Below are 12,247 nucleotides of genomic sequence, written 5' to 3' on the forward strand. Positions count from 1 at the left end.
CTTACTTGCCTTCCAGCCGGACCCGCGGGTCCAGCACGGAGTAGGTGAGATCGACGATCAGGTTGATGGCGATGAACATCAGCACGATGATCATCAGGTAGGCGACGATCACCGGCCGATCGAGCACGTTGATGCTGTCGATGATGAGCTTGCCCATGCCCGGCCAGGCGAAGATCGATTCGGTCACCACGCTGAAGGCGATGGTGGAGCCGAATTCGAGGCCGGTGACGGTGACGACGGGGATCAGGATGTTCTTGAAGACATGGACGAAGGTGACGCGGAAGGGGCTGAGCCCCTTGGCGCGGGCGAACTTCACGTAGTCCATCAGCATCGTCTCACGCACGCCCGCGCGCGTCAGGCGGATGACGAGGCTGATCTTGAACAGCGCCAGGTTCAGCGCCGGCATGACGAGATGCGCGAGCCCGTCCGCGGTCAGGAACGACCATCGCATGCCGAGGATCGTCACCGTCTCCCCGCGCCCGGTGGAAGGCAGCCAGCCGAGCTGCACCGCGAAGACCATGATGAGCATCAGCCCGACCCAGAAGGTCGGCAGCGAGAAGCCGAGGATCGACCCCGCCATGATCCCCTTGGAGACCGGGCTGTTCGGCTTCAGCCCGGCATAGAGCCCGAGCGGCAGTCCGATGACGATGGCGCCGAGCGTCGCCGCGATGGCGAGTTCGAGCGTCGCGGGCATGCGCTGCAGGATGAGCTGCAGCGCGGGCTCGTTGAAGACGAAGCTGCGGCCGAGGTCGCCCTGCAGCGCCTTGCCGAGGAAGATGGCGTATTGCTGCCACAGCGGCAGGTCGAGGCCGAGCGCGCGGATCGCGCGCTCGCGCTCAAGCTGGTCGGCGTCGGGGCTGATCAGGATCTCGACCGGGTCGCCGATGGCGAAGACCCCGACGAAGACGATCACCGACATCGCCAGCACGACGCCGACCGCCTGGATCAGGCGGCGAAGGAGGTAGACGCTCATCTCAGCGCATGGTCGCCGGGCGGATGTCCTGCGCCCGGGTCAGTTCGTCGACGCGCGGCGTGTGGACCAGGTTGCGGCGCATCGCCCAGATGTTGGTCTGGATGTGCAGCGGGATTACCGCGACGTCGTCGGCCGCCATGCGCTGGATGTCGATCAGCATCCGCTCGCGCTTCGGCTCGTCCAGCTCGGTCAGGCTCTCGGCCAGCATCTGGTCGAGCCGCGCGTTGGAATAGCGCCCGCGGTTGGAGGCGCCCCAGCCGCGTTCGCTGCTGACGGTGCCGATGATGTTGCGCATCGGGTGGCTGCCATCCGGGTTCGACCCCCAGCCGATCAGGTGGGCCGAGTATTCGGCCCGCGCCGCGCGCCCGACGAAGGTGGCCCAGGTCTGCGCCTCCACCGCCGTGCGCACGCCGATCCGCGTCCACATCTGCCCCACCGCCTGCGCGATGCGGGCGTCGTTGATGTAGCGGTCGTTCGGGCTGTTCAGCTGGATGCGGAAGCCGTTCGGGTAGCCGGCCTCGGCCAGCAGCCGCCGCGCGCCTTCGGGGTCGAAGCGGGTGGGCTGAAGGTCGGGGACGTGGCTGAAGGTGCCGGGCGGCAGGAACTGGGACGCCGGCGTCGCGGCGCCGTCCATGATGCGGTCCACGATCGCCTGCCGGTCGATCGCCATCGACAGCGCGCGGCGCACCCGCACGTCCCGCAGCGGGTTGCGCCCCAGCGGGCGGCCTTCGTTGTCGGTGATGTGGGGGCTGTTCTCGCCTTCCGCCCGGAGGTGGTCGAGGCCGAGGAAGATCAGCCGCAGCCCCACCGTCTCCGACAGGGTCAGCCGCTGGTCGCCGCGCAGGCGGCCGAGATCGGTGGTGGGCACCTGGTCGATGAAGTCCACGTCGCCCGCCAGCAGCCCCGCCGTGCGCGTCGCGTCGTTGGTGATCATCCGGTAGTTGACGCGCTGGAAGGGCGAGACGTCGCCGTGGTAGCCCGCGAACCGCTCGAACTCGATCCGGTCGCCGCTGCGGTGGCTGATCACGCGGAACGGCCCGGTGCCGATGGCGAGCTGGCCGGAGTTGAAGGCTTCCGTCGTCGCGTTCGCATGGGTCTGCGCATCGAGGATGCGCACATTCGTCATGTCGAGCGGCAGCAGCGGATAGGGGGCGGCGGTGTGGAACCGGATGGTCAGCGGGTCCACCACCTCCATCCGCACGATCGGCCGCGAATAGATGCCGAAGCCGGACGGCGCGTTCGGCACGTTCGGCAGGCGCGCGATGGTGAAGGCCACGTCCTCGGCCGTGAAATCGCTGCCGTTGTGGAAGCGCACGCCGGGGCGCAGCTTGAATTCCCAGGTGGTCGGCCCGACCGCGCGCCATTCGGTGGCCAGGCCGGGGACGTTGCGCGCCTGCGCATCCGTCTCGACCAGCTTGCCGAAGATCATGTCGGCGACGGCGTTGTTCGGCGACAGCTGGTGGAAATGCGGGTCGAGCGAGGTGACCGGGGAGCCGACGCCGATGGTCAGCGTGGTCTGCTGCGCCGCAGCCCCGCCCCCCGCCAGCGCCAATGCCGAGATCGCCGCCCCGAGGGTCACGCCCCTGGCCGCACGGATGCCTTTGCGCATCGCCTTCCCCTCCGGTCCCAGACAAACCTGAACGGACCTGTCTAGCAGCACCCGAACGTGCTTGCCAGCGTCCCGGGAACGTGATCCGCCCGGGTGCCTTGCGGCGTGCAGGCGCTTCGGGCAATCCGGCGCGCCACGGCACAGACAGGCAAGGAAACCCGGCATGACCGCCCGCCACGTCCCCCTCCGGCACGCGCTGCTCGCGGCGCTCGTCCTCGGCGCCGCCCCGGCCGGGGCGCAGAACCTCACCATCGGGATCGGCGGGTCGCCCACCTCGCTCGACCCGCATTTCTACAACGCGTCGCCGAATATCAGCCTGACCATGCACCTGTTCGACCGGCTGGTGGAGCAGGACGCGCAGGCGCGCATCCAGCCCGCCCTGGCCGAAAGCTGGCGGGCGATGACGGAGACGATGTGGGAATTCAAGCTGCGCCCGGGCGTGAAGTGGCATGACGGGCGGGACTTCACCGCCGCCGACGTCGCCTTCACCATTTCCCGCGCGCCGAACGTGCCGAACAGCCCGGGCGGCTTCGGCGGCTTCGTCCGCGCGATCGAGCGGGTGGAGATCGTCGACCCGCTGACCATCCGCTTCCACACCGCCGCCCCGCATCCGCTGCTGCCGGTCGAACTCGCCTCGGTCCAGGTCATCTCCCGCCATGTCGGGGAAGGGGCGGCGACCGAGGACTACAATTCCGGCCGCGCCGCTATCGGCACCGGGCCCTATCGCCTCGGCTCCTACCGGGCCGGCGACCGGACCGAGTTCACCCGCAACCCCGGCCACTGGCGCGGCGACGAGCCCTGGGCGCGCGTCTCCTACCGCTTCATGGCCAATGACGCGTCCCGCACCGCGGCGCTGCTGGCCGGCGATGTCGACGTGATCGACCAGGTGCCTTCCAACGACCTTGCGCGGCTGCGGCAGAACCCGCGCGTCCAGCTGTCCGAGATCCAGGGCCTTCGGCTGATCTACCTGGTGCCCGACTACTCCCGCACCGAGAACCCGGTCTTCGTCAGCGACAATGACGGGCGGCCCCTGCCGCGCAACCCCTTCCAGGACCCGCGCGTGCGCCGCGCCCTGTCCATCGCCATCGACCGCGAGGCGCTGTCCGAGCGCGTGATGGAAGGCACCGCGCGGCCGACCGGCCAGTGGCTGCCGCCGGGGTCCTATTCCTACAACCCCGCGGTCGTCACCCCACGCCCGGACCCGGACGGCGCGCGCCGCCTGCTCGCCGAGGCCGGCTACCCGAACGGCTTCCGGATGACGCTGACGACGCCGAACGACCGTTACCCGAACGATTCGCGCACCGCGCAGGCGGTGGCGCAGATGTGGTCGCGCATCGGCGTCCGCACGGCCGTCGATGCGCTGCCCTGGGCCGCCTATTCCAGCCGCGCCGCCCGGCAGGACTTCAACATGCGCCTGGTCGGCTGGGCCAGCGTGACCGGCGAGGCGAGCTACATGCTCGTCAACATCTTCGGCACCTATGACCGGGACAGGCGGATCGGCGCCTCCAACAACTCGCGCCATTCCAGCGCGGAGCTCGATGCGCTGACGGCGCGCGCGACCGCGACCCTCGACGACGCGGCGCGGGAGAGGCTGCTTATGGAGGCCGTCGCCATGGTGGACCGCGAGACGACGATGATCCCGCTGTTCCAGCTGGTGAACTTCTGGGCGACGCGCCGCGGCGTCACCTATGAGCCGCGGATGGACGAGCGCACCACGGCGATGAGCGCGAGGCCCGCCGCCAACTGAGCCTGCCCGCCACGGCGCCGGGACGCGCCGCTTGACCGCGCGGCCCGGCGCCGACCAGCATCCCCCGGCCACCAGCCGGGGGACCCTGCGCGATGCGCCGCCCGTTCCGCCTTGCCGTCGCCGCGGCCGCCCTCCTCGCCGCCCCCGCAGCGGGCCAGACGCTGACCATCGCGACCGGCGGGTCGATCACCTCGCTCGACCCGCATTTCTTCAACGCCTCTCCCAACAACGCCATCGCCGAGCACGTCTTCGGCCGCCTGGTCGGGCGCGACGCGCGGTCCCGCATCGTGCCGGACCTGGCGGAGTCCTGGCGGCTGGTCTCCGACACGGAATGGGAATTCACGCTGCGCCGCGACGTGACGTGGCATGACGGCCGGCCCTTCACGGCGGAGGACGTGCTGTTCACGCTGCGCCGCGCGCCGGCGGTGCCGAACAGCCCGGGCGGCTTCGGCGCGGTGCTGCGCAGCGTCCGGGCGGCCCATGCGCCCGATCCCTTCACGCTGCGGGTCGCGACGCATGAGCCGAACCCGGTGCTGCTGGCCGAACTCGCCAGCATCTTCGTCGTGTCCCGCCATGTGGGCGAAGGGGCGGCGACGGAGGACTACAATGCCGGCCGCGCCGCCATCGGCACCGGGCCGTACCGCGTCGTCTCCCACCGGCCGGGCGACCGGACGGAGCTGGCCCGCAACGAGGCCCATGCCGGCGGGCGGGAGCCCTGGGCCCGCGTCTCCTACCGCTTCGTCGCGGCGGACCCGGCGCGCAGCGCGGCGCTGCTGGCGGGCGACGTCGACATGATCGACCAAGTGGCGCCGAACGACCTGCCCCGCCTGCGGCGGGACCCGCGCGTGGTGGTGAGCGAGGTGCAGTCGCTGCGGCTGGTGCATGTCGGCCCCGACTTCTCCCGCAGCGGCAGCCTGCCCTTCGTGACCGACAACGAGGGCCGGCCGCTGCCCGCCAACCCCTTCCTCGATCTCCGCGTGCGCCGCGCCCTGACCATCGCCATCAACCGCGATGTGCTGGCGGAACGCGCGATGGACGGGCTGGCCACCCCCGCCGGGCAGTGGCTGCCGCGCGGCGCGTGGTCCCACGATGCCGCGACCCCGCCGCCGGCCTTCGACCCGGACGGCGCGCGGCGGCTGCTGGCCGAGGCCGGCTTCCCCAACGGCTTCCGCATGACGCTGCACAGCATGAACGACCGCTTCCCGAACGATGCGCGGCTGGCGCAGGCGGTCGCGGCGATGTGGACGCGCATCGGCGTCCAGACCGCGGTGGAGGCGCTGCCCTGGACCACCTACTCCGCCCGCGCCGCCCGGCAGGACTTCGCGATGAGCATGGGAAGCTGGGGCAGCACCACGGGCGAGGGCCTGTCCTTCCCGAAGAACGTGCTGGCGAGCTTCGACCGCGAACGCCGCACCGGCTCGGCCAACCAGCGCCGCTTCGCCTCCGCCGAACTCGACGCGATGATCGCGCGCGCCTCCGTCATCATGGACGATGCGGAGCGCGAGCGCGCGATCGCGGGGCTGGTCCGCTGGTCGGCCGAGAACGTCCCCGTCATCCCCCTGCTGCACCTCAACAATGTCTGGGCGCTGCGCCGCGGCCTGGCGCATGAGCCGCGGACGGATGAGCGGACGCTGGCGATGGGCGTGCGGCAGGCGCCGTAGCATTTCGTTGTTCCGCGCCGCGCCCCGGCGCTAGCCTCGCCCCGCCAGGATGGGAGAGGGCAGGATGACGGTCACGGTGAAGGACATGCTGGCGGCGGCCAATGCCGCCGTGCCGCGGATCGGCGCGGCGGAGGCGATGGCCATGGCGCGCGACCCGCGGGTGCTGCTGGTCGATGTGCGCGACGCGGCGGAGGTGCAGGCCTCGGGCAGGGCGAAGGGCGCGCTCGCCGTCTCGCGCGGGTTGCTGGAGTTCCGCGCCGATCCGGAAAGCCCGACGCATGACGCGGCCTTCGACCGGGCGAAGACCATCATCGTCTACTGCGCCTCGGGCGGCCGTTCCGCGCTGGCGGGCCGCACGCTGCAGGAGATGGGATATCGCGACGTGCGGAACCTCGGCGGCTTCAAGGACTGGGTGGAAGCCGGCGGCGAGGTGGAGGGCGGCTGAGCGCGCCGGCCCGGCAATTCACGGCCTTCGCCTGCCCGCCCGCGGCGCGCACGCCCAGGACGATCGCGCCGCTATTCCTCCTGCGCCTCGGCCACCGGCAGGATCGCGGTTTCCTTCGGGCTGGCCAGGGCGAGGATGGTCTCGGTGCGTTCCACACCCGGCTGGGCGCGGATCTCGTCCGAGACGAAGCCCTCCAGCGCCGCGATGTCGGGCAGGCGCAGCTTGAGGAGGTAGCACCAGGGGCCGGTGACGGTGTGGCATTCCAGCACCGCCTCCTGCCGCTTCATGGCCTTGAGGAAGGCGGCGTCGTCGCGGCCGGGGCGCATCGCGACGAAGACGAAGGCCAGCAACGGGCATCCCGCCGCCACCGGGTCCAGGTCGATCCGCCAGCCGCGGATGACGTTCCGCTCCTCCAGCCGCTTCACGCGCTCGGCCGTCGCGGAGACGGAGAGGCCGGCGGCCTTCGAAAGTTCGGCAAGGCCCGCCGCGCCGTTTTCCTGCAGCGCGATGACGAGGTTGCGGTCGATCTCATCCATCGGGACAGGATAGCCCGGATGCATCGGAAAAGAAACGGCGGGCAGGCTGGCCCGCCGGAAGGCTTATCGCAGGCCGGCCGCCGGTCCCGTCCCCGCGGGCGGGGAAGGACCGGCGGCCGCGCTCAGATGTAGTGTTCCGCCAGCGGCCGGAAGCCGTTGAAGGACTGCGCGGCATAGGTGGTCACATAGGCGCCGGTGCTGAGCAGCTGCACGCGGTCGCCGCTGTCGAGCGCCTCCGGCAGGCGGTAGTTCGACTTCTCGTACAGCGTGTCGGCGCTGTCGCAGGTCGGGCCGGCGATGGTCACCGGGCCTTCCGCCCCGCCGTCATGCGGCGTGCGGAAGGCGTAGCGGATCGACTCGCCCTCCGTCTCGGCAAGGCCGCCGAAGCGGCCGATGTCGAGATAGACCCAGCGCACCGGGTCGTCCTCTCCCTTGCGGGAGACGAGCACGACCTCGGCCTCCACCACGCCGGCATCGGCGACGAGGAAGCGGCCGGGCTCGACCACGATCTCGGGCAGGGCGTTGCCGAAATGCTCCGCCATCGCGCCCATGATGGCCGCGCCGAAATCGTCGATGCCCGGGACCTCCTGCCGGTAGCGCACCGGATAGCCGCCGCCGAGGTTGACCATCCGCAGGTTCAGCCCGGCGTCGCGGAGATCCGTGAAGATCATCGCGGCGCGCGCGATCGCCGCCTGGTACGCCTCGGTGTTGGTCTGCTGCGAGCCGACATGGAAGGAGATGCCGTAGGGGTCGAGGCCCCATTCCGCCGCCTTCAGCATCAGCTCCTTCGCCATCTTGGCCTCGCAGCCGAACTTGCGGCTGAGCGGCCATTCGGCGCCCTTGTTCTCGACCAGGATGCGGCAGTAGACGCGCGCCCCCGGGGCGGAGCGGGCGAGCTTGCGCAACTCCGGCTCGCTGTCGAAGGCGAACATGGTCACGCCCGCGTCGAAGGCGGCCTTGATGGCGCTTTCCTTCTTCACCGTGTTGCCGAAGGAAATGGTGGCGGGCGCGGCCCCGGCGGCGAGGCAGGCCTGCACCTCCTCCCACGACGCAGCGTCGAAGGAGGAGCCGAGCGCGACCAGCCGGTCGAGGATGGGGGCGGCCGGGTTCGCCTTCACGGCGTAATACACGCGCGCAAGCGGCATCGCGGCCAGCAGGCGGCGGTAATTCGCCTCCACCGTGTCGACATCGAGCACGAGGCACGGCGTTGCCGGCGCGTGGTCGCGCAGGAAGGCGGCGATCTTCGGGTTCATCGCGCCACATCCCCTTCATAGCAGGAGACCGCCCGATCCAGGCGGCGGCCCCAGTGTTGACGAAACGGTCCAACGAACCAGCGAAGTGGACTCCGGCGGGGTCAGCCGCCGGGTTGCCGGAACGCTTGACGTCGTTGCGTAAACCTTGCGCCGCGGTGATCCCTGAGTTCGGCGCGTGGAAGCGCGCGGGATTCCGTGGGCCTGGGGCCAGAGGCACGTGCGTACTGCGTCTGCGCGGCGATATAGGGCCGCGTGGTCGCGTGCGAAAGCGGAAAATGGGCCTCGGGCCGGATTTTTTCTTTGGCCCCGGCTAAGTGGCTGGAAACCGCCCCGAAGCCGCCGCGGGGTTCCGGGATGGATACGGGGAAGGGGCCCTGTTCCAGGCGAATCGACCGGTTCGCCCCAGGGTTGACCGGCCCCGCCCTCCCTAGCGGATCAGCCCCGCCATCGGGGAGGAGGCATCCGCCGCCGCGCTGCGGGGCATCCGCCCCGCCAGGAAGGCGTCCCGCCCGGCCTGCACCGCGTGCTTCATCGCGCGCGCCATCCGCACGGGGTCCTTCGCATGGGCGATGGCGGAGTTCAGCAGCACCGCGTCGCAGCCGAGTTCCATCGCCAGCGCCGCATCGGACGCCGTGCCGATGCCCGCATCCACCAGCACCGGCACCTTGGCCTGCGCGATGATGGCCCGGATCATGAAGGGATTCGCCACCCCGAGCCCGCTGCCGATCGGCGCGCCGAGCGGCATGATGGCGACGCAGCCCATCTCCTCCAGCCGCTTCGCCGCCACCGGGTCGTCGGCGCAGTAGACCATCACCTCGAACCCGTCCTTGATCAGCACCTCCGCCGCTTCCAGCGTCGCGGCCATGTCGGGGTAGAGGAAGGGCGGCGGGCCCAGCACCTCGAGCTTCACCAGGTTCCACCCCCCCGCCTCCCGCGCCAGGCGCAGCGTGCGGACGGCGTCCTGCGCGGTGTGGCAGCCCGCGGTGTTCGGCAGGTAGGTGTAGCGGGTGGGGGGGACGTAGTCCTGCAGCATCGGCGCCGATGCGTCGGACAGGTTCACCCGCCGCACCGCGACGGTCACCATCTCGGCCCCGCTCGCCTCGATGGCGCGGGCGGTCTCCTCCAGGTCCTTGTAGCGCCCCGTGCCCACCACGAGGCGGGAGGAGAAGCGGCGGCCGGCGACGGTCCAGGCATCGTCCCCCAGCGCGAGTCCGTCCATGGGTCAGCCCCCTCCGATGAAATGCACGATCTCCAGCCGGTCGCCCGCGTCGAGCCGCGTCGCCGCCCAGGCGGAGCGCGGCACGATCTCCAGGTTGCGCTCCACCGCGACCTTCGGCGCCGCCAGGCCGATGCGGGCAAGGAGCTCCGCCACCGAGATGCCCTCGGGCACCTCGCGCCGTTCGCCGTTGACCTCGATGGGGATGCTGGCCGTCATGGCCGGAACATGGCGAGAGGGGGGGGCCGCGGCAAGCCGCCCGCCCGGCGGGGCGGGGTTGCGGCGGGGACGGGTGCTTGCGGCGCGAAACCCCCCCGTGCTAGGCGCCCCCACCCTCCGATCCGGGATCCCCCCCCTCGTGACCCCGCCGCTGATCGCCGTGCTGAACGGCCCGAACCTCAACATGCTCGGCACCCGCCAGCCGGAGCTGTACGGGGCCGCCACGCTCGACGACGTCGAGGCGCTCTGCGCCGAGGCGGCGGAGGCGCTCGGCCTCGCCATCGACTTCCGCCAGACGAATGGCGAGGGCGAGCTGGTGACCTGGATCCAGGAATGCCGGGGCCGCGCGGCGGGCATCGTCATCAACCCCGCCGCCTACAGCCACACCTCGATCGCGGTGATGGACGCGCTGAAGGCGGTGGACCTGCCGGTGGTCGAGGTCCACATCAGCAACATCCACCGCCGGGAGGAATTCCGGCATCTCAGCTACGTCTCCAAGGTCGCGACCGGCGTGATCGCGGGACTCGGCATCCAGGGCTACGCGCTGGCGCTGCGCGCCATGGCCGAGCTGCTGGCACAGGAAGGGAATACCTGAATGTCGGGCGTGCAGTTCGACCCCGCCTCGATCCGCGAACTCGCGAAGATCCTGCGGGAGACAGACCTGACCGAGATCGAGCTGGTCGAGAAGGACAGCCGCATCCGCGTCGCGCGGCAGGTGACGGTGCAGGCGGTGGCGACGGTGCCGGCGGCGGCCCCCGCCGCGGCCGCGGCGCCGGTGGCCGCGCCCGCCGCGGCGGATGCCGCGCCCGATGCCGCCCACCCCGGCACCATCACCTCGCCCATGGTGGGGGTCGCGTATCTCGCGCCCGAGCCGGGGGCTGCGCCCTTCGTCACCGTGGGCAGCCGCGTCGCGCAGGGCCAGACGCTGCTGCTGATCGAGGCGATGAAGACCTTCAACCAGATCCGCGCGCCGAAGTCGGGCACCGTCACGCGCATCCTGATCGAGAGCGGGTCGCCGGTCGAGTACGGCGAGCCCCTCCTGGTCGTCGAGTAGGACGAAGCGCAGCATGTTCGGCAAGGTGCTCATCGCCAACCGCGGCGAGATCGCGCTGCGCGTCCACCGCGCCTGCCAGGAGATGGGCATCCGCACCGTGGCCGTGCATTCCACCGCCGACAACACGGCGATGCATGTGCGGCTGGCGGATGAGAGCGTGTGCATCGGCCCGCCCTCGGCCCGCGACAGCTACCTCAACATGGCGGCGATCCTGTCGGCCGCCGCGATCACCGGCGCGGACGCGATCCACCCCGGCTACGGCTTCCTGTCGGAGAACGCGAACTTCGCCGAGATGGTGGAGGCGCACGGCCTCGCCTTCATCGGGCCGAGCCCGGCGCATATCCGCATGATGGGCGACAAGATCGCGGCGAAGGACGCGATGCGCCGCCTCGGCGTGCCGCTCGTCCCCGGCTCCGACGGCGCGCTGTCGGGGCTGGAGGAGGCGCGCGCGGTCGCCGAGGAGATCATGTACCCGGTGCTGATCAAGGCCGCCGCCGGCGGCGGCGGGCGCGGCATGAAGGTCGCCCGCAGCGCCGATGAGCTGGAGGAGGCGTATCGCGTCGCGCGCACCGAATCCAAGGCGGCCTTCGGCGACGACAGCGTCTACATGGAGAAGTACCTCGACCGCCCGCGCCACATCGAGCTGCAGGTGCTGGCGGACACGCATGGCAACGTCGTGCATTTCGGCGAACGCGACTGCTCGCTCCAGCGGCGCCACCAGAAGCTGGTGGAGGAGGCGGGCAGCCCGGTGCTGACCGGCGCCGAGCGCGACGCGCTCGGCGCGCAGGTCACGCAGGCGCTGCGCGGCCTCGGCTACCGCAATGCCGGCACGCTGGAGTTCCTGTGGCAGGACGGGCAGTTCGCCTTCATCGAGATGAACACCCGCCTGCAGGTCGAGCATCCGGTGACCGAGATGGTCTGCAACGTGGACTTGGTGAAGGAACAGCTGCGCGTCGCGGCGGGCGAAAGGCTGGGCTACACGCAGGAGGAGATCCGCTTCTCCGGCCACGCGATCGAATGCCGCATCACCGCCGAGGACCCGGAGAGCTTCGCGCCGAGCCCGGGGCGGGTGGACATGTACCACGCGCCCGGCGGGCTCGGCGTGCGCGTCGACAGCGCGCTCTACTCCGGCTACGTCGTGCCGCCGCACTATGACAGCCTGGTGGCGAAGCTGGTGGTGCACGGCCGCACCCGGGCCGAGGCGATCGCGCGGCTGAAGCGGGCGCTGGCGGAGATGGTGGTCAGCGGCATCCGCACAACGCTGCCGCTGCACCAGCGCATCGTCGCCGACCCCGAGTTCCAGGCGGGGGACTACACCATCCATTGGCTTGAGAGGTTCGTCGCGCAGGGGCGCGCGGAATAGGCACGCAGGGGCGCGCGGAATAGGCACGCAGGGGCGCGCGGAATAGGCACGCAGGGGCGCGCGGAATAGGCACGCAGGGGCGCGCGGAATAGGCACGCAGGGGCGCGCGGAGTAGGCACGCAGGGGCGCGCGGAGTAGGCACGCAGGGGCGCGCGGAATAGGAGTGCGCCG

The 12,247-nt window shown here is 71.2% G+C and carries 12 protein-coding genes; 6 read left to right on the top strand and 6 right to left on the bottom strand.

What is annotated here, in order from left to right; all coding sequences use genetic code 11:
- Position 1: 1 nt before the first annotated feature.
- Positions 2–973, bottom strand: a complete 972-nt coding sequence (locus ACK8OX_RS01455; RefSeq protein WP_430662130.1) for an ABC transporter permease — start codon at positions 971–973, stop codon at positions 2–4.
- A gap of 1 nt (position 974) precedes the next feature.
- On the bottom strand, positions 975–2,582 hold the full coding sequence (locus ACK8OX_RS01460) for an ABC transporter substrate-binding protein (protein ID WP_430662131.1): 1,608 nt from the start codon (positions 2,580–2,582) through the stop codon (positions 975–977).
- Between the two features lie 163 nt (positions 2,583–2,745).
- Between ACK8OX_RS01460 and ACK8OX_RS01465 the strand changes: the two genes are divergently transcribed.
- From ACK8OX_RS01465 to ACK8OX_RS01475, 3 genes are all read left to right on the top strand, one after another.
- Entirely contained in the window at positions 2,746–4,329 is a 1,584-nt protein-coding gene (locus ACK8OX_RS01465) for an ABC transporter substrate-binding protein (protein ID WP_430662132.1), read from the top strand.
- A gap of 92 nt (positions 4,330–4,421) precedes the next feature.
- Positions 4,422–5,990, top strand: a complete 1,569-nt coding sequence (locus ACK8OX_RS01470) for an ABC transporter substrate-binding protein (protein WP_430662133.1) — start codon at positions 4,422–4,424, stop codon at positions 5,988–5,990.
- A 64-nt stretch (positions 5,991–6,054) separates the two neighbouring features.
- A complete protein-coding gene (locus tag ACK8OX_RS01475; RefSeq protein ID WP_430662134.1) occupies positions 6,055–6,435 on the top strand; it encodes a rhodanese-like domain-containing protein in 381 nt (126 codons plus the stop codon).
- A gap of 71 nt (positions 6,436–6,506) precedes the next feature.
- On the opposite strand, the gene ACK8OX_RS01480 is transcribed toward ACK8OX_RS01475, so the two are convergent.
- The 4 genes from ACK8OX_RS01480 to thiS form a co-directional block, all read right to left on the bottom strand.
- The gene (locus ACK8OX_RS01480; RefSeq protein WP_430662135.1) at positions 6,507–6,971 is read right to left on the bottom strand and encodes an Lrp/AsnC family transcriptional regulator; all 465 of its coding nucleotides are present in this window, start codon (positions 6,969–6,971) and stop codon (positions 6,507–6,509) included.
- Positions 6,972–7,093: 122 nt separating this feature from the next.
- Complete coding sequence (locus ACK8OX_RS01485) at positions 7,094–8,224, bottom strand: type III PLP-dependent enzyme (RefSeq protein ID WP_430662136.1); 1,131 nt, start codon at positions 8,222–8,224, stop codon at positions 7,094–7,096.
- Between the two features lie 427 nt (positions 8,225–8,651).
- A complete protein-coding gene (locus ACK8OX_RS01490) occupies positions 8,652–9,443 on the bottom strand; it encodes a thiazole synthase (RefSeq protein ID WP_430662137.1) in 792 nt (263 codons plus the stop codon).
- A 3-nt stretch (positions 9,444–9,446) separates the two neighbouring features.
- Positions 9,447–9,659 (bottom strand): sulfur carrier protein ThiS, encoded by a 213-nt coding sequence (thiS, locus tag ACK8OX_RS01495; protein WP_430662138.1) that lies wholly within the window; start codon positions 9,657–9,659, stop codon positions 9,447–9,449.
- A 139-nt stretch (positions 9,660–9,798) separates the two neighbouring features.
- Here thiS and aroQ point away from each other — a divergent pair, with 139 nt between their 5' ends.
- The 3 genes from aroQ to accC are packed head-to-tail and all read left to right on the top strand — an operon-like array spanning position 9,799 to position 12,076.
- Positions 9,799–10,254, top strand: a complete 456-nt coding sequence (gene aroQ / locus ACK8OX_RS01500) for a type II 3-dehydroquinate dehydratase (protein WP_430662139.1) — start codon at positions 9,799–9,801, stop codon at positions 10,252–10,254.
- Complete coding sequence (gene accB / locus ACK8OX_RS01505; RefSeq protein ID WP_430662140.1) at positions 10,255–10,713, top strand: acetyl-CoA carboxylase biotin carboxyl carrier protein; 459 nt, start codon at positions 10,255–10,257, stop codon at positions 10,711–10,713.
- 13 nt (positions 10,714–10,726) lie between these two features.
- On the top strand, positions 10,727–12,076 hold the full coding sequence (gene accC / locus ACK8OX_RS01510) for an acetyl-CoA carboxylase biotin carboxylase subunit (protein ID WP_430662141.1): 1,350 nt from the start codon (positions 10,727–10,729) through the stop codon (positions 12,074–12,076).
- The last annotated feature ends 171 nt before the right edge of the window (positions 12,077–12,247 follow it).

It is taken from the genome of Falsiroseomonas sp. CW058, from assembly GCF_050563535.1.
Taxonomy (GTDB): domain Bacteria; phylum Pseudomonadota; class Alphaproteobacteria; order Acetobacterales; family Acetobacteraceae; genus Falsiroseomonas.

Excerpts from the sequence above, each read along its gene's own strand:
- ACK8OX_RS01455 (WP_430662130.1), bottom strand. The coding sequence starts at position 973 with ATGAGCGTCTACCTCCTTCGCCGCCTGATCCAGGCGGTCGGCGTCGTG.
- ACK8OX_RS01460 (WP_430662131.1), bottom strand. The coding sequence starts at position 2,582 with ATGCGCAAAGGCATCCGTGCGGCCAGGGGCGTGACCCTCGGGGCGGCG.
- ACK8OX_RS01465 (WP_430662132.1), top strand. The coding sequence starts at position 2,746 with ATGACCGCCCGCCACGTCCCCCTCCGGCACGCGCTGCTCGCGGCGCTC.
- ACK8OX_RS01470 (WP_430662133.1), top strand. The coding sequence starts at position 4,422 with ATGCGCCGCCCGTTCCGCCTTGCCGTCGCCGCGGCCGCCCTCCTCGCC.
- ACK8OX_RS01475 (WP_430662134.1), top strand. The coding sequence starts at position 6,055 with ATGACGGTCACGGTGAAGGACATGCTGGCGGCGGCCAATGCCGCCGTG.
- ACK8OX_RS01480 (WP_430662135.1), bottom strand. The coding sequence starts at position 6,971 with ATGGATGAGATCGACCGCAACCTCGTCATCGCGCTGCAGGAAAACGGC.
- ACK8OX_RS01485 (WP_430662136.1), bottom strand. The coding sequence starts at position 8,224 with ATGAACCCGAAGATCGCCGCCTTCCTGCGCGACCACGCGCCGGCAACG.
- ACK8OX_RS01490 (WP_430662137.1), bottom strand. The coding sequence starts at position 9,443 with ATGGACGGACTCGCGCTGGGGGACGATGCCTGGACCGTCGCCGGCCGC.
- thiS (WP_430662138.1), bottom strand. The coding sequence starts at position 9,659 with ATGACGGCCAGCATCCCCATCGAGGTCAACGGCGAACGGCGCGAGGTG.
- accB (WP_430662140.1), top strand. The coding sequence starts at position 10,255 with ATGTCGGGCGTGCAGTTCGACCCCGCCTCGATCCGCGAACTCGCGAAG.
- accC (WP_430662141.1), top strand. The coding sequence starts at position 10,727 with ATGTTCGGCAAGGTGCTCATCGCCAACCGCGGCGAGATCGCGCTGCGC.